This is a genomic window from Roseisolibacter sp. H3M3-2, assembly GCF_029211165.1.
Classification (GTDB): Bacteria; Gemmatimonadota; Gemmatimonadetes; order Gemmatimonadales; family Gemmatimonadaceae; genus Roseisolibacter.
Genome location: NZ_JARGEK010000013.1, coordinates 18,455 through 32,279, shown reverse-complemented (window position 1 = coordinate 32,279; position 13,825 = coordinate 18,455). Strand labels below are relative to the sequence as shown.

The window sequence follows — 13,825 nt, the reverse complement described above, 5'->3', positions numbered from 1 at the left end:
CTCGGTGAGGGCGGCGAGCGCCGCGACGGAGCCGGGCGCGGCGTCGAGGTGCCGCGCGGCGAGGGCGCGCGCGTCGAGCGTCGCCGCCACGCGCGCGGCGGGGCCGCGGACGATCTCCAGCAGAGAAGCCATGCGATGCCTCCCACGTACGGTGGCCACCCGGCGCCCGACCCGAGCTGCGCGGCGCCCCGCACGCGCGCGCGGGCACCGCGAACGACGACGAACGCCCGCCGGACCGGCCTACGGCTTTCCGGCGCGGCGCGCGCGCTCCTGCTCCCACTCCACGAACGGGCCGTCGAAGTCGCGGAGGTGCGTGCCATCGAACGCCCAGACGCGCGTGGCGACCTCGCGCAGGAAGGCGCGGTCGTGGCTCACGAGGAGGACCGTGCCCTCGTACTCCTCGAGCGCGTCCTCGAGCGCCTCGATGTTCTCGACGTCGAGGTGATTGGTGGGCTCGTCGAGGATGAGCAGGTTCGCGTGCGCGAGTGTCATGAGCGCGAGCGCCACGCGCGCCCGCTCGCCGCCGCTGAGCGTGCCGATCTCGCGCTGCACCTCGTCGCCGCTGAAGCCGAACGCGCCGAGGCAGTTCTGGATCTGGCCCCGGCCCCAGAGCGGCCGCTGGTCCTGGATCGTGTCGTAGAGCGACTTCCGCAGCGGGAGGTCGCCGAGGTCCTGGCGGAACCACGCGGGGGTGATCGACCCGCCGATCCGCGCCTCGCCGCCCGCCGGCGCGCGCTCCCCGATGATCGTGGAGATGAACGACGACTTGCCGGCGCCGTTGGGCCCGACGAGCGCGACGAAGTCGTTGCGCCGCAGCACGGCCGTGAAGTCCTCGACGAGCACGCGGCCGGGCACCTCCACCGACAGCTCGTCGATGGCGATGACCTGGTCGCCGCCGCGCTCCGCCGGCTCGAAGTGGAGCGACATCGCCGCCGGGTCGCCGGGCGGCGGCGCGAGCCGCGGCAGGCGCTCGAGCCGCTTGCGCTTCCCCTTCGCCTGGAACGAGTTGACGCCCGCGAGATTCCGGCGGATGTACTCCTCCTCCTTCTTCACGTACGCGATCTGCCTCTCGCGCTCGCGGTCGCGCGTCAGCCGGCGCTCGGCGCGCTGCGGCACGAACTGGCTGTAGTTGCCGCGGTACCACTCGCTCGTGCGCCCCTCCACGTGGAGGATGTGCGTGCAGATGGCGTCGAGGAACGCGCGGTCGTGCGAGACGACGATGACCGTCTCGTCGGCGTCGCGGAGCCACTCCTGCAGCCAGGTCGTCGTGTCGAGGTCGAGGTGGTTCGTGGGCTCGTCGAGGAGCAGCAGGTCGGCCGGCGCGATGAGCTGCGCCGCGAGGCCGACGCGCCCGCGCTCTCCCCCCGACAGCGACGCCACGGGGCGCGTCTTGGACTCCTCGGCGTCGAAGCCCAGCCCCTGCAGCACCGCGTCGACGCGCGCGTGGTAGACGTACCCCCCGAGGTCGTCGAAGCGCTCCTGGTCGCGCCCGAACTGCTCGAGCACCTCGTCCGTCACGCGGTCGCCGAGCTCGCCGAGCGCGATGGCCTGCTCGGCGATGCGCTTCTCGAGCGCGATCACGTCGCGCCACGCCGCCGCCCCCGCCTCCCACACCGTCGTCGCGCCCTCGAACGCGCGGTGCTGGTCGAGGAGGGCGTGCCGCAGCCCCGGCCGGCGCGCGACGCTGCCCGCGGTCGGCTGGAGCTCGCCGGTGATGAGCTTGAAGATCGACGACTTGCCGGCGCCGTTGCGGCCGATGATCCCCCACCGCTCGCCGTCGGCGACGGTGAAGGTGACGTTCTTGAACAGTTCCGTCGCGCCGAACGAGACGCCGACGTTGGAGAGCGAGAGGAGAGTCACGCGAAGGCTGGTGGAGCGAGAGTCCTGGGCGCGGAAGGGGCCCGGCGCACGAAAGCTAGGCACTCGGCGCCGCGCCGGCCGCGGCCGCCCGTCGCGCGGGCGGTTCGGGCGACCGGTCTCCCGCACCCCGGGGGTCCGCCTACGCCGTCGCGAGCCGCGAGAACGCGAGCAGCCCGAGACACACCGTCGCGCTCACCAGCGCGATCCGCCACCCCAGCCGCCGGAGCCGGGCCCGGCGCGCGCCCAGCTCGTCCTCGCGCACGTCGTAGTCCGGATACGTCTCGCCCTCGATCTCGATCCACCGCGGCGACGAGTCGGGCGGGGGCTCGTGGAGCGACCAGGCGAAGCAGACGAGGCTTCCGATGGTCCCGACGAGGAGGAGGGCTCCCGCCGCGGCGTGGAGACCGGTGCGCAGCAGCGGAGGCATGGCGCGCGACGTCAGTCGCGGAGCCACGCCGACGCGCGGCACCGCCCCGGCGTCGGCGGCAGCGTCACGTCAGCTCCCGTGCGCACCACGCTCGAACACGACGGCCGACGGCCCGCCCGCCGCCTCGGCGAGCACGCGCTGCCAGCCGTCCCGCGGCTGCATGCCCGGCAGTGCCGACTCGGCGGCGTCGAGGAACTCGTCCCAGCCGGGCGCGTCGTCGCGGGCCACGAACTCGCCCCCGCCGCGGAGGCGCAGGGCGAGCCCGACGCCGAACCCGGACGCGGCGGTGAGCGCGCGGGCCTGGACGACGTCGTCCCAGGCGCCGCTGGCCACGGGCCGTCCGCCGCTCAGACGGGCGAAGTCGGCGGAGGTCGCGACGAGGATCTCCATGGGTGGCGGCAACGGGTGAGCGAGGACGGCGGCCGCCATCCGACGACCGCGGGCGAACGATACGATGACGGAGGCGCCGCCGAGGCTATCACGGCCCAACTCACCGCCGCCGTGCGCGTCACGCGCGCGAAGGGAACAGCGCGCGGAGGTCGCGCGCCACCTCGGACAGGTCGTCGTCGAGCTGGTGGTCGCGGCCCGCCAGCCGGCGCACGCGGGCCCCCGGGAGCGCGGCGGCGTAGCGGTCGACGTGCGCCACCGGCACCTCGGCGTCGGCGTCCCCGTGGTACAGCAGGACGGGTACCCCCGCCGGCAGCCGCGCGGCGAGGTCGGCCAGCGGCGCGATCTCCTCGCTCTCCCAGCCGCCCTCGCCGATGTACGGCGCCGCGAGCAGGACGATGGCGCCGAGCGTGGGCGGCGCGTCCGCGAGGGCGTGGAGCAGCACCGTGCCGCCGACCGAGTGGCCGACGACGACGGCGCCCGGCCGCAGCCGGGCGAGCTCCCGCGCGATCGCCGGGACCCACGTGTCCAGCCGCGGGTCCTCCTCGTCCGGCATGGGCGGGTAGCGGACCTCGTACGCCGCGCCGAGCGCGCGTCGGAGGCTCTCGACGAGGTGGACGTCCCACTGCGCATGGACGTCAGGGCCGCCGCCCTGAACGAACAGCACTTCGCGCATGGTCGGTCGCGGATGGGTGGGTGACGGCTGACGCCCGGGTGCGGCTCGCCGGCCCACGCCCTGATGCTCGCCGCGGTCGGTCAGCCGCGACGCGTCGTTCGGCGGCGCAGGTACGCGGGCTCGACCCAGATCGTGTCGTACGTGGGCGCGGCGGTGACGTCGAGCTCCGCCAGCCCGTGGGCGTTGAAAGCTGCGATGTGGAACGTTCGTCCGATCCGGTCGCGAGACGTCCAGCACCACGACCGCTTCGGTGGTGCCGACCGGCTGGATCCAGAAGCGGCCGACCCGCACGGTGATCTGACGCGACCCCTGGAACGTGCCGAGCACGGTGCCGCTCGGCGTGCAGGCGAAGCTGTGCGGGTGGGAGTATGCGCCCAGCGCGCCGAACGCGCCGAGCAGTCGCGGGCGGCCCGCATCGCCGACGTCGAAGACGAACGTGCGCCCGGTCTCGAACGAACTGGCGAAGAGCTGGCCCGTCGTCATCTCGTACTCGACGTGGCGCGTGCCGCGGCCGCCCCGTGCGGGCAACGCGCCTCGATCGTCGGCGCTGGCGAGGCGCGGAATCGCGTGTGCGGCGAGAGGGTCCGGTGTGATGAGGCGCTCGACGCGGTGGACGGGATGTGTGTCGACCGATGATCGCTGCGACCGCGCCGGGTGCCGTGCTCCCCGTCCAGACAGACGTGGCGCGGCCTGACGCCCGGGTTCAGCGGTGGACGCGCTCCACGAACGCCGCGGCCCCCGCCTGGGCGGGGTGCCCTTCGGTCAGCTGCACCTCCTCGTCGGCCGCCAGTCGGAGCGGGGCCGAGGAAGCGCCGGTCTGGAAGCGGCTCCGGAGCACCACCGCAGCCAGGAGCACGCCTGCCAGCGCGCACCACAACCCGCCGTACCGAACCGGCGACGGCCCGCCCCAGAACAGCGCGGCCAACAGCAGATCGCCTCCCACACCGCCGACGAGCGCTCCGACGGCCGATCCGACGACTACCGCGCCGATCGGCACGCGCCGCAGGAACGCCCACGCCACCGGCGGCCCGACGAGCGCTCCCAGGAGCGCCCCCTTGGGCAGCAAGAACGCGAGGATCACCGGTGAGAACGCCCCATGGACGAGGGTCGCCCAGTTTCCGCTGCGGGCCACGGCCGCGAACAGCGTCCCGACGAAGGCGACGAAGATGACCGCCATGCCGGCCACGGCCCCCAAGAGCACGAGCCCGAGGGTGACGCTGGCGATGCGCACGGTGCGGTGCATGGCGCTCCCGGTCGGGGACGAGGTACGGCTGACGTGCGAGTGCCGCTGCGGAGCGGCCCGCGCGGAGGCGTCCATGGCATACGATGCGTGGGCCGCGTCGTCGGCTGCAACGCTTCGTCGGCCGGCGCCGCGCTACGGGGGCGGTGGCGTCGACGCGGCCGCCGCGCCTCCGCGCTCGACCACCGCGAGGCCCGGCGGCACCTCGCACAGCGGCCCCGCGCCGCGCCCCGGCCGCAGCCCCACCGCGAGGCCCGCCGTCAGCCGCCCCCCCGGCACGCGCCGCTCCGCCGGCGCGAAGCCCGGCGCGCAGACCGACAGCACCGCGTCGGGCGGGAAGTAGCCGCCGTAGACGATGGCGTGGAACGCGCCGGCGGCGTCGGTCCGCTCGGCGAACGGCGCCTCCCGCGGCGCCTGGCCCGCGCGCCGGAGGAGGACCAGCGCGCCGGGGACGGGGCGCCCGGTCGGGCCGACCACTCGGCCCGCGGCCTCCGTGGCGCTCCCGCAGCCGGCCAGCACGACCGCGACCGCGCCCGCCAGCGTGGCGTTCCGGAGTCCCCGACCGCCGTGCAAGCGCATGGGCGTTCTCGACGTCATGGGTGCCGGCTCACGCCCGAGTGCCGCTGCGGCGCTCGCAGCCGAGCGCGCGGTGGTGCGGAGGCGGGCACGGGTGCCGAGCAGGGGCGACCAGGATGCCCGCGCGGCGCCGTCCGCTGCACCGTCACGTCAGCGAGCGCGCACGTCGGACGGCGCGTTCCGCTGTCGCCGGGGAGGCCCCGCGGGCTGCGGATCCTTCCAGTGCCACCACTTCAGCCGGTCCGGCTCCGGGTGGGGCGTCTCCGCGAAGTACACGGCGCAGCGGAAGACGTACAGCACACAGCGATCCTGGTGCACGCCGCGCTGGGCGATCAGGCGCGCGTAGAGCTGCTCCGGGTCCTGGCCGCGGAGGTCGGCGACGTGCGCGATCCCGAGCTCGCGCAGATCCTGCGCGAGGCTCGGGCCCACGCCGGGGATGGTCTGGAGGTCGTCGGGCGCGCGGTGCGTACGCTTGCCAGTCACGGTAGCCATTTTGTTTCGCGAGCGCCCGAGCTCAGTTGCGGCGAACGAAGCCGAGCGTACGCGAGGGAGGCCGAGGTGGGCGCGAGAACCGAGCAGGAGTAGCCCTGATGCCCACGCGGCGCCGCCGACTGCGACGCCTCGTCAGGCCGCGCCGGCCGGACCGGACGCGCCGCGCGACGCGGGGGGCGACACGTGCTGCCACGGCCAGCGGCCGCTGATCTCGAGCTCGAGCGAGAAGCTGAGGAAGGTGCGGATCGCCACGATGAGCGCGAGCACCCCGAGGTTCGCGAAGGTGGGCGCGACCGCCACCGTGCCGATGATGTCGGCGGCCACCAGGAACTCGAGGCCGAGGAGGATCGCCCGACCGAGGTCCGCGCGGAGGTCGCGGTACGTCGGCTCGAAGCCGACGCCGGGCTGCCGTCGGCGCCTCGCGAGGCGCACCAGGAACGCCGCGAGCGCGGCCAGCCCGCCGGCCACCATCACGGCGATGCCGGTCAGCTCGATGCCGCGCGCGAGTGCCTCCGCGAGGGCGACGCTGGTGGCTCGGTCCATGGCGGGAACGTGCGCGGCCGACGCCACGGGCGCCAGCCCGGCGAGGCGCCGCGGCAAGCGCGGTGCGCGCGCGAGCGGCCTTCCGACCGAGTCCGGCTGCGCGTGCGGGAAGTCGGCGCCGAGGCGCAGCCGGGGCATACGCTGGCGCCCACGTCTGCTGCAACGCCACGGTAGGTTGGCGTACAGCCGATCGACCCGTCAGCGCGCCAGCGGGATGACGTGCCGCTCCACCCACGCGGCGAGCTGCTCGCGCGAGAGGTCGCCCGACGCGAGCGCCAGCGTCGCGCGCTGGGCGTCGTCCACGCTCGCCGCCAGCTCGTGCCCGTTCAGCACCAGGAACGTCTCAAGCGCGGCGTGCGCCACGCGCTTGTCCTCGGCGACGAACGCGTGGTTCAGGCAAGCGCGTGCCCAAGCGCGGCCGCCTTGGCCGCGAGCGTCGAGTACAGGTCTGCGCCGCCGAACGTGGCCCGCGGCTGCGCGCGTGCCGACTCCATCCCGCCCGAATCGCGCAAGCCGTCCACCCCGCCGGCCTGCGCGATCACCAGCCGGTGAAGCTCCAAAATCTCACCCAGGCTCGAGTACCGCACGCCGCTCTCAGGCTCAGGCGAGTCGGCGGTAGAGCTCTTGATTCTTGGCGAGAACCCGGGCGGCCGCGGCCTGGAAGTCCGCCTCGCGCTGCGCGAGCAGGTCGCGCAGCGCGGCGGTGGCGAGGTCCTCGGCCCGCACTTTCAGGTGCGCCGCGACCGCGGCTCGCGGGGCTTCAAGGGCGGGGGGCAGTTCGACGGACAGACGCATCGGGAGAATCCGGCTCAGGTGCCGGCTGCCGGATAGGGCGCTCGTGCCAACCTAACGCCCGAGGTCAGCTGCGGCGCCGAAGCCCGCGGGCGCGTCGCGGGTTGCTCCGCTCACCGGCACGCACGGGCGCTCCACCAGCAAGCGTGACGTGGGCCGTCTGCTGCAACGCCACGTTCTGCCCCTCGCACGGCGGCAGCCGTCACGGGGCTCCCGCCACCCGGCCGAGGGAGTCGATGAGCGCCGCGACCGCCGCCGGCGCCTCTGCCGCCGGGTCAAATCGCGCACGCCACGCCGGGGCGTTGATCCACTGCGCGCGGTACTCCGCACCCGCGCGATACTCTACGTACAGCTCTCCAGCGTCGAACACCATGCGCCGCCCCGCGCCGCGCGAGCGGAAGACTTCCGTCCGCAGGGAGTCCAGTCGGCGGCCGATCGCGACCCACTCCGGCGCTGGCTGAAGTCTGCCACGCCGGGTGACGAGGCCGCCGGCCGTCCGAGCCTCCGTCGTGTCGCGCGGTTGGCGGTACAGCCATACCTCCCCGCGCGGCGGTCGTCCCTCTTCCGCTACAAGCCGCACGAGGGGGTACTCCCAGCCCGCGACCATGCCGTGCCCCGTGGAGAGCCGGAACTCGCGCACGCCCGCGGGCAGGTGCGCGAGGCGGAGCGGCGGCAGCCCGAGCGCCGCGGCGATGGGGTCGTGCGCCCGAGCGGCCGCGCTCACCGAATCGCCTGTCACCGCGGAGGTGACGCGGTAGCGGGGGGCGAGAGGCGGCGGGGCGCTCGCCCGGCAGCCGCTCGTGGCGAAGGCGGCGACCGCGGCGAGCAGCGACAGGAGGCTACGGGGCGCGCGATGGTGCACGCGTGACGTGATGCGTCGTTGCGGCGTAGCGCCCGAGTTCAGCTGCGGGCGGAGATCATAGAGCCGAGCCGCAGGCGAGGCGAGTCCGCAGACCGCCCGTCTGCTGCAACGCCTTGTTAGGCCGCTGCCAGCACGGCGCCACCTTACGGCTGATCGCTGCGTGAGCGGCGTGGCGGGTCCGCGTCGGGCGGCTCCCACCACGAGGTGCCGCAGGCCGTGCCGAGGAGCAACGCGGTGACTACGCCGGAGACTACTCGGCGCGCAGTCCAGTGCGACGGAGCTCCGTCCATCGCGACGAGGAAGCCGAGCGAGAGAGGCAGGCATGCGACGACGCCGACGACGCCAGCGCCAGCCCGCCACCGAGCGAGCGGACGTACGAGCCCCACCAGCGTGCCGCCGACCACCCCCCCGAACAGGTAAGCGGCGAGGGTGGTAGCCGGGGTCACACCCATCCGCGCGAACTGCCGAGGATCGCCGAGCGCGAACGACGCCAACGCGATCAGCGAGAACCCCACGGCGAACGCCAGTCCCCAACCGATCCCCAACCGCACGTCCCCGACGATGCGTGGCTCCGCCCGCGTGCGTGCGGCCCGCTGCACGGCTCGCATCTGAAAGGCCTCACGCCGCTCGCGACGTAGTCGCCGGATTCTTCCCATGCGCAGTGGTGTGTGTCGGCCTAAGAACACCTAACACAACCGCGTCAGGTGGTTGAGCGCGAGCAGGCAACAGCCGAGGGTGAGGAACGCCTGATGAATGTCGGCGCGACATTCGTACCGAACGGCGAGGCCACGCATCTGTATTGAGGTGGGCGAAGGTGCGCTCCACGATCCAGCGATGGCGGCCCAAACGCGCGCTTAAGTGCACGCCGCGCCGGGCGATGCGCGCTTGGATGCCACGCGCGGCGAGTGCCCGGCGCGCTTGCGGGAAGTCATACGCCTTGTCGGCGTGCAGCTTCCGCAGGCGCTGCCGCGGGCGCCCCACCTTGCCCCGCACGGTCGGGATGGCGTCCAGCAGGCGCTCGAAGACCGTGATCTCGTTGCGGTTCGCCGGCGTCAGAAACTGGGCGAGCGGGATGCCCTGCGCGTCGGCGCTGAGGAGGTGGCGCTTCGTGCCCGGGCGCGCTCGGTCCGTCGGATTGGGCCCGGTCGCTTCCGCCGCGACCGATCCCCCCTCTTGCGCGGACGATGGAGGCGTCCATCACCGCGCGGTCCCAGTCCAGGCACTCGGCGCCTTGCAGGCGCGCCAGCAGCACGCGCTGCAGCTGGTCCCAGACACCCGCCGCGTGCCAGTCGCGGAGCCGGCGCCAGCAGGTCATGCCCGACCCGCAGCCCATCTCCTGTGGGAGGCACTCCCACGGGATGCCCGTCTTCAGCACGAAGAGGATGCCGGTCAGACACGCGCGGTCCGGGACCGCGGGACGACCACCCTTCGGCCGAGGCGGATGGAGCGCCAGCAGGGGAGCGACGTAGCTCCAGAGTTCGTCAGGCACCAGGGCCGCCATGCCCGCCCCGCAAGAACCGGTTCCGTTAGGCGTTCTAACGCCAGAGCTCACCTGCGAAGCCGCAGGCGTGGAGCCGTGCCGCCGGCGAGGACCGCTGCGCGGCTTCGTCAGGTGCAACAATTCGCTATGCCGCCCTTCTACAGTACCGACAGGTACCGCAATTCCGCGGAACTCCAGCTGGGAGCAGTACAGCGAGCCGTCGACCGCACTCCCGTACATCCCGTGTCGGATGTGTCATTAGTGCCCCGAGAGCCGTGCGGCACGGCCGTCCCCGCAATCAGCGCCAGGCAACTCTTCGCGCTCTGCGATCATCGGCCGTGCGCTTCTGAACGTCCCCGTCCGAGCGAGTCGAATCGAGCACTTGCAACAGGTGCCAGCAGGCGGCTGCGGGGAGCATTGCACTGACGACTCGATGTTGGGAGCACGGTTGCGACGTCGGCATAACGCCCAAGTTCAGCTGCAGCCGGATGCAACCACCGCGGCGCGCAGCGCCGCTTCCGTAGCCCGGCTGTCTGCTGCAACGCCACGTTATGCCGCTACGTGAGATCCGTCCGCCCGGCACCCGGACGGCGCGTGCTACAGGTCCTCAGGTCGCAGGCCGGTGCGCTTCGCCACGCGCGCGAGCATCCGCGGACCGATCTCCTCGCCGTCGTGGAATGCGAAGACCACGTCGGGCCACCCCTCGCGCGCGAGCGTCTTGTGCGAGCTCTCCTCGCGCTTGACCGCCCAGCCGAGGCGCAGCAGCGCGGCGAGGACGCGCCGCGCCTTCGCCGCCGGCCAATGGCTCAACCCTCGCCCTCCGCTCGGCGGCTACGCCGCCCGGAAGTCGAGCGGGAGCAGGTTCGGCGCCGGCTCCCCGTGCTCCAGCCGGTCCGCGAGCACCCGAAGGGCCAGCGCCTGCGCCCGTGCGGTGGCCTCCTCACGCGTGGCGCCGTAGGCGAGCACGCCGGGCAGGTCGAGGACCTCGGCGATGTAGCGGCCGTCCTCCTCGCGGTCGAGCTCCAGGGTCAGGTACACGGGGCGGTCCTCCGGGTCGGGGGCTCGGGATGCCCCAATGTACCACGGCGGGCCGGAGCGGCATAACGCCCGAGTTCAGCTGCGGGCCCTCGGCGTCGCGGGCGCGAGGTACGCGATTGTGCGACACGGACTGGCGGCGCACGACCTGATGCTCCCCACGCGCCCGTCGGCTGCAACGCCACGTTAGCCCGCGGGCGCGCCGTCCGCGGCGGGCGCGTCCCGCAGCACCGCCTGGGCGAGCGCGTAGAGCCGGCCGAAATACACCCACGCCGCGCCCGTGAGTCCCGGCACCACGGCGCGCGCGACACCCGCCGCCTCCCGGAGCGCGCGCCACTGCGCCGCGGGGAGCGCGCCGCCCGCCCCGAGGTAGGCCGCCGCGAGCCCGGCGATGTCCGCGTCGAGCAGCACCAGCGCGACGCCGTGCGCCTCGGTCCCGGCCGGGAGCTCGGCCGGGAACGCGGCGGCGTTGTGCGCGTCGAGGAGGTCGCGGACCGTCTGCATTCGTCGCGGGCTAACGCCCGAGTTCAGCTGCGGCGCTCCGAGCCGAGCGCGCGCGACGGCGCCGAGCTGGGCGCGGAGGCCGAGCCGGAGTACCCATGATGCCCGCGCGGCGCCGTCAGCTGCAACGCCACGTTAGCTGACTGCCCCGCTGCCGACCGCTCACGGCACCACGGTGATCCGCACCGCGGCGGAGGGCCGCGGCCGCGGCTCGCCCCCCGGCGGTGCGCCCGGCAGGGCCTCGATGTACAGCACCGCCGTCCCGGGTGCGCGCCCCACTACGCCCCGGCCATCGAAGGCGGCCACGGGCGACCGGAGCACATACGTCGGCGCGAAGTCCTCCACCGGCGCCCCCGTAGCATCGCGAGCCTCGATGCGCAGGAACGACCGCGGGACGACCTCCCCGACGCGGAGCCGCAACTCCGCCGACGCGACTCTGAGGGTGTCCACGCGGCGGGCCGCCGCCCTGGCGCGGGCGTTCGCCGCCGCGAGCCCGGAATAGCGTTCCGCGTCCGCGATGGGCATGTCGACCTCCGCTGCGCCGGAGGCGGGCTGCCGTGCCGGCTCGGGCCTGCGACGACCGAGCGACAGCAGCCGGAGCAGCAGATTGGTGCGGTGAGAGCGCGGCATGCGAATGCTCGGAGCACCGTGATGGGTCGTAGTCAGCTAACGCCCGAGTTCAGCTGCCGGCCCTGAGCCGGCGGGCGCGACACCCTCGATTGTGCGACGCGGTCCGCCTCTGCGCCACCTGATGCTCCCCCCGGCCGGTCTGCTGCAACGCCACGTTAGCCCGCGCAGCGCGTTGACGCGTGACCGACGCGCCCCGCGCCAGCAAGCGCGTGGCCAGCAGCGGAGGCGCAGCGGCAGCGGAAGCCGCAGTCGGAGGAACGGAGAGGGTCGAACGGGTGCGGCGGAGCCGTCCCGCACGAGACGCCCGGCGACGGGCTAACGCACCAGTTCAGCTGCGGGCGGATTACAACCATCGCGGCGTAGCCGCGTCCACAGCCCGCCCGTCTGCTGCAACGCCACGTTAGCCCGCCGCGCGCTCCCGCCAGTCGTCCGCAGCCCGCCACCGCCGGTCCACGGTGCCGCGCGCGACGACACGCGCGCCCTCCAGGACCTCGAAGGCCGCCCCCGGCACCAGCGCGTGGTAGTCGACGCCGGCGTCCGCGAAGAGGAGCGCCACGGTGGCCGCCCCCGCCCCGCCCGGCGCGACGACCGGCGGTTCGCCGCGGAGGAACGCGACTCCGAGCGGCTCTCCCGCCGCGCCGACGCGGAAGTGCGGCCTGTAGCTCAGGTCGCGCGAGGCGCGCGCCTGCACCGGCGCGCTCCGCCCGCCCTCGGCGGGCGGCAACCAACGGATGGTGACGTCGGCGTACTCACTCATGGTCGTGGCGGGCTAACGCCCAAGTTCAGCTGCCGGCCCGAAGGCGGCGGGCACGACCCACTCGATCGTGCGATGCCGACCGTGAGCGCACAACCTGACGCTCCCCGCGGCAAGTCAGCTGCAACGCGACGTTAGATGACGCGGTCCCGGGCCGCGGGGCGCTCGACGGCCTCCGCGTGGTGGCCCGCCCCGAGCGCGGGGGCGCCGGCCGATCGCTCCGCGCCCGACGCGACCCGCTCCGCCTCGCGCAACGCGAGTCGCGCCACGATGGCGCCCACCAGGAGGAGCGCCACCCCGAGCGCCAGAACGGCGACCGGCAGCGCGGCCGCGATGGCGCGCACGTGCGCCGGGGGCAGGTCGATGCGCTCGACGCCCACGACCGCGACGACCCCGAGCGCCGCCACGGCGGCGCCGAGCACCATGATCAGGGCGGCGAGGCGGCGCATGGAGGCGGCGGGGTGACGGGGGAGCGGGGAGATGAGCGCCGCAGTGGCGACGCTCTGGTGCCTACGCGCCGGAACGGCGCCGGTGTCATCTAACGCCCCAGTTCAGCTGCGGCGCTTCGCGCCGAGCGCGCGCGATGGAGCCGAGGCGGGCACGGGTTCCGAGCCGGACGACCCATGATGCTCCCGCGGCGCCGTCAGCTGCAACGCCACGTTGGACGGCCGGGGCGGCAGTCGAGGGTTTCCGACCCACGCGTCACGCCATTCGCCCGGTACCACGAAGCCGGAGGTCAAGCTCGCGAAGGATCGCGCCGAGACGTGTCGACTCGTCAGCATCAAGAGTGGGCATCGGCGCACCCGCGGCTTGGTGCTCCCCGAGCGCGTAAAGAACGTCGCGCAAGACTCGGGCTGTGACGGCATCGACCCGGATCGTGATCGTCTCTGTCGGATCGCTCATTCGTGTGTTCGCCGTCTAACGCCCAAGTTCAGCTGCGTAGGGATCTAACCAATGCCGAGCGCAGCGAGGCGCACCGCAGCCCCTACGTCAGCTGCAACGCTTCGTTAGGTGGCCGCCCCGGTGCGGTCGGAGCCCAGCCCGCGCGGCGCCCGCCGCAGTCGGTCCGCGGCGGCCCGCCCCAGCGACGCCAGAGCGCACAGGAGTAGGATCGCCACGAGCGCGCACAGCCACAGCACGTGCCACCCGAAGTAGCCGGAGCCGTGGATGACGAAGATGGCCGACAGCGCCATCCAAGGCACCAGCACGGCGATGCCGCCGAGCGCGCGCTTCCAGAGCGCCCAGCCTCCGCGGCTCACGAGGATTGCCCAGACGAGCAGCGCCTCCAGGGCCATGAGCAGACAGACGAAGGCCACCGGCGGCCAGGCCCACCGCCAAGCCGAGCGCTCGGCCGCGGTCGCGAAGTAGTAGGCGTCCGGCTGCAGCGAGACCCAGACGACGGCCGCCGCTCCCGCGACGTACGCCGCGCCACACAGCAACGTGAGCGTTAGAGTGTTCATCGAAGTGCACGGCATTCTAGGCCACCTAACGCCCGAGTTCAGCTGCCGGCGTCGAGCCGGCGGGGGCGCTGTACTCGATTGTGCGACGCGGTAGGCGGGAGCACAACCTG

General features: G+C 73.9%; 21 protein-coding genes and 1 pseudogene. 1 reads left to right on the top strand and 21 read right to left on the bottom strand.

Annotation, left to right across the window (positions count from 1 at the left end):
- Positions 1–240: 240 nt before the first annotated feature.
- The 4 genes from PYV61_RS02720 to PYV61_RS02705 form a co-directional block, all read right to left on the bottom strand.
- Positions 241–1,860: an ABC-F family ATP-binding cassette domain-containing protein gene (locus tag PYV61_RS02720; RefSeq protein ID WP_275828060.1), complete on the bottom strand. Its 1,620-nt coding sequence runs from the start codon at positions 1,858–1,860 to the stop codon at positions 241–243.
- A gap of 139 nt (positions 1,861–1,999) precedes the next feature.
- Positions 2,000–2,287 carry a hypothetical protein gene (locus PYV61_RS02715; RefSeq protein WP_275828057.1) on the bottom strand — a complete coding sequence of 96 codons (288 nt, stop codon included), beginning with the start codon at positions 2,285–2,287 and terminating at the stop codon, positions 2,000–2,002.
- Between the two features lie 69 nt (positions 2,288–2,356).
- A complete protein-coding gene (locus PYV61_RS02710) occupies positions 2,357–2,677 on the bottom strand; it encodes a hypothetical protein (RefSeq protein ID WP_275828055.1) in 321 nt (106 codons plus the stop codon).
- 118 nt (positions 2,678–2,795) lie between these two features.
- Positions 2,796–3,350, bottom strand: a complete 555-nt coding sequence (locus tag PYV61_RS02705) for an alpha/beta hydrolase (RefSeq protein ID WP_275828053.1) — start codon at positions 3,348–3,350, stop codon at positions 2,796–2,798.
- 63 nt (positions 3,351–3,413) lie between these two features.
- Here PYV61_RS02705 and PYV61_RS02700 point away from each other — a divergent pair, with 63 nt between their 5' ends.
- Positions 3,414–3,986 carry a hypothetical protein gene (locus PYV61_RS02700; RefSeq protein WP_275828051.1) on the top strand — a complete coding sequence of 191 codons (573 nt, stop codon included), beginning with the start codon at positions 3,414–3,416 and terminating at the stop codon, positions 3,984–3,986.
- 67 nt (positions 3,987–4,053) lie between these two features.
- On the opposite strand, the gene PYV61_RS02695 is transcribed toward PYV61_RS02700, so the two are convergent.
- From PYV61_RS02695 to PYV61_RS02615, 17 genes and pseudogenes are all read right to left on the bottom strand, one after another.
- The gene (locus tag PYV61_RS02695) at positions 4,054–4,593 is read right to left on the bottom strand and encodes a hypothetical protein (RefSeq protein ID WP_275828049.1); all 540 of its coding nucleotides are present in this window, start codon (positions 4,591–4,593) and stop codon (positions 4,054–4,056) included.
- A gap of 132 nt (positions 4,594–4,725) precedes the next feature.
- Positions 4,726–5,169, bottom strand: a complete 444-nt coding sequence (locus tag PYV61_RS02690; RefSeq protein ID WP_275828047.1) for a carboxypeptidase-like regulatory domain-containing protein — start codon at positions 5,167–5,169, stop codon at positions 4,726–4,728.
- Between the two features lie 147 nt (positions 5,170–5,316).
- Positions 5,317–5,658, bottom strand: a complete 342-nt coding sequence (locus tag PYV61_RS02685) for a helix-hairpin-helix domain-containing protein (RefSeq protein ID WP_345785199.1) — start codon at positions 5,656–5,658, stop codon at positions 5,317–5,319.
- A 132-nt stretch (positions 5,659–5,790) separates the two neighbouring features.
- A complete protein-coding gene (locus tag PYV61_RS02680; protein ID WP_275828043.1) occupies positions 5,791–6,201 on the bottom strand; it encodes a DUF1622 domain-containing protein in 411 nt (136 codons plus the stop codon).
- A 198-nt stretch (positions 6,202–6,399) separates the two neighbouring features.
- On the bottom strand, positions 6,400–6,564 hold the full coding sequence (locus PYV61_RS02675) for a hypothetical protein (RefSeq protein WP_275828041.1): 165 nt from the start codon (positions 6,562–6,564) through the stop codon (positions 6,400–6,402).
- A 29-nt stretch (positions 6,565–6,593) separates the two neighbouring features.
- Entirely contained in the window at positions 6,594–6,788 is a 195-nt protein-coding gene (locus tag PYV61_RS02670; protein WP_275828039.1) for a hypothetical protein, read from the bottom strand.
- A gap of 13 nt (positions 6,789–6,801) precedes the next feature.
- A complete protein-coding gene (locus tag PYV61_RS02665; RefSeq protein ID WP_275828037.1) occupies positions 6,802–6,996 on the bottom strand; it encodes a hypothetical protein in 195 nt (64 codons plus the stop codon).
- 199 nt (positions 6,997–7,195) lie between these two features.
- Complete coding sequence (locus PYV61_RS02660; RefSeq protein WP_275828035.1) at positions 7,196–7,855, bottom strand: hypothetical protein; 660 nt, start codon at positions 7,853–7,855, stop codon at positions 7,196–7,198.
- Positions 7,856–7,998: 143 nt separating this feature from the next.
- Complete coding sequence (locus tag PYV61_RS02655; protein WP_275828034.1) at positions 7,999–8,463, bottom strand: hypothetical protein; 465 nt, start codon at positions 8,461–8,463, stop codon at positions 7,999–8,001.
- 78 nt (positions 8,464–8,541) lie between these two features.
- A pseudogene (locus PYV61_RS02650) lies at positions 8,542–9,356 on the bottom strand (IS5 family transposase).
- A 576-nt stretch (positions 9,357–9,932) separates the two neighbouring features.
- Positions 9,933–10,145: a type II toxin-antitoxin system HicA family toxin gene (locus tag PYV61_RS02645; RefSeq protein ID WP_275828032.1), complete on the bottom strand. Its 213-nt coding sequence runs from the start codon at positions 10,143–10,145 to the stop codon at positions 9,933–9,935.
- Positions 10,146–10,166: 21 nt separating this feature from the next.
- Positions 10,167–10,373, bottom strand: coding sequence for a type II toxin-antitoxin system HicB family antitoxin (locus tag PYV61_RS02640; protein ID WP_275828030.1), 207 nt, complete (start codon positions 10,371–10,373; stop codon positions 10,167–10,169).
- A 183-nt stretch (positions 10,374–10,556) separates the two neighbouring features.
- Positions 10,557–10,874 carry a hypothetical protein gene (locus PYV61_RS02635; RefSeq protein ID WP_275828028.1) on the bottom strand — a complete coding sequence of 106 codons (318 nt, stop codon included), beginning with the start codon at positions 10,872–10,874 and terminating at the stop codon, positions 10,557–10,559.
- A gap of 159 nt (positions 10,875–11,033) precedes the next feature.
- Positions 11,034–11,501 (bottom strand): hypothetical protein, encoded by a 468-nt coding sequence (locus PYV61_RS02630; protein ID WP_275828026.1) that lies wholly within the window; start codon positions 11,499–11,501, stop codon positions 11,034–11,036.
- A gap of 400 nt (positions 11,502–11,901) precedes the next feature.
- On the bottom strand, positions 11,902–12,258 hold the full coding sequence (locus tag PYV61_RS02625; protein ID WP_275828024.1) for a hypothetical protein: 357 nt from the start codon (positions 12,256–12,258) through the stop codon (positions 11,902–11,904).
- Positions 12,259–12,389: 131 nt separating this feature from the next.
- Entirely contained in the window at positions 12,390–12,704 is a 315-nt protein-coding gene (locus PYV61_RS02620) for a hypothetical protein (protein WP_275828022.1), read from the bottom strand.
- A gap of 558 nt (positions 12,705–13,262) precedes the next feature.
- Positions 13,263–13,715, bottom strand: a complete 453-nt coding sequence (locus tag PYV61_RS02615) for a hypothetical protein (RefSeq protein ID WP_275828020.1) — start codon at positions 13,713–13,715, stop codon at positions 13,263–13,265.
- Positions 13,716–13,825: the final 110 nt, after the last annotated feature.

What these genes read in the sequence shown, in the direction of transcription:
- PYV61_RS02715 (WP_275828057.1), bottom strand. Translation starts at nt 2,287, where the DNA reads ATGCCTCCGCTGCTGCGCACCGGTCTCCACGCCGCGGCGGGAGCCCTC.
- PYV61_RS02710 (WP_275828055.1), bottom strand. Translation starts at nt 2,677, where the DNA reads ATGGAGATCCTCGTCGCGACCTCCGCCGACTTCGCCCGTCTGAGCGGC.
- PYV61_RS02705 (WP_275828053.1), bottom strand. Translation starts at nt 3,350, where the DNA reads ATGCGCGAAGTGCTGTTCGTTCAGGGCGGCGGCCCTGACGTCCATGCG.
- PYV61_RS02700 (WP_275828051.1), top strand. Translation starts at nt 3,414, where the DNA reads ATGCTCGCCGCGGTCGGTCAGCCGCGACGCGTCGTTCGGCGGCGCAGG.
- PYV61_RS02695 (WP_275828049.1), bottom strand. Translation starts at nt 4,593, where the DNA reads ATGCACCGCACCGTGCGCATCGCCAGCGTCACCCTCGGGCTCGTGCTC.
- PYV61_RS02690 (WP_275828047.1), bottom strand. Translation starts at nt 5,169, where the DNA reads ATGCGCTTGCACGGCGGTCGGGGACTCCGGAACGCCACGCTGGCGGGC.
- PYV61_RS02685 (WP_345785199.1), bottom strand. Translation starts at nt 5,658, where the DNA reads ATGGCTACCGTGACTGGCAAGCGTACGCACCGCGCGCCCGACGACCTC.
- PYV61_RS02680 (WP_275828043.1), bottom strand. Translation starts at nt 6,201, where the DNA reads ATGGACCGAGCCACCAGCGTCGCCCTCGCGGAGGCACTCGCGCGCGGC.
- PYV61_RS02665 (WP_275828037.1), bottom strand. Translation starts at nt 6,996, where the DNA reads ATGCGTCTGTCCGTCGAACTGCCCCCCGCCCTTGAAGCCCCGCGAGCC.
- PYV61_RS02655 (WP_275828034.1), bottom strand. Translation starts at nt 8,463, where the DNA reads ATGCGAGCCGTGCAGCGGGCCGCACGCACGCGGGCGGAGCCACGCATC.
- PYV61_RS02635 (WP_275828028.1), bottom strand. Translation starts at nt 10,874, where the DNA reads ATGCAGACGGTCCGCGACCTCCTCGACGCGCACAACGCCGCCGCGTTC.
- PYV61_RS02630 (WP_275828026.1), bottom strand. Translation starts at nt 11,501, where the DNA reads ATGCCGCGCTCTCACCGCACCAATCTGCTGCTCCGGCTGCTGTCGCTC.
- PYV61_RS02625 (WP_275828024.1), bottom strand. Translation starts at nt 12,258, where the DNA reads ATGAGTGAGTACGCCGACGTCACCATCCGTTGGTTGCCGCCCGCCGAG.
- PYV61_RS02620 (WP_275828022.1), bottom strand. Translation starts at nt 12,704, where the DNA reads ATGCGCCGCCTCGCCGCCCTGATCATGGTGCTCGGCGCCGCCGTGGCG.
- PYV61_RS02615 (WP_275828020.1), bottom strand. Translation starts at nt 13,715, where the DNA reads ATGAACACTCTAACGCTCACGTTGCTGTGTGGCGCGGCGTACGTCGCG.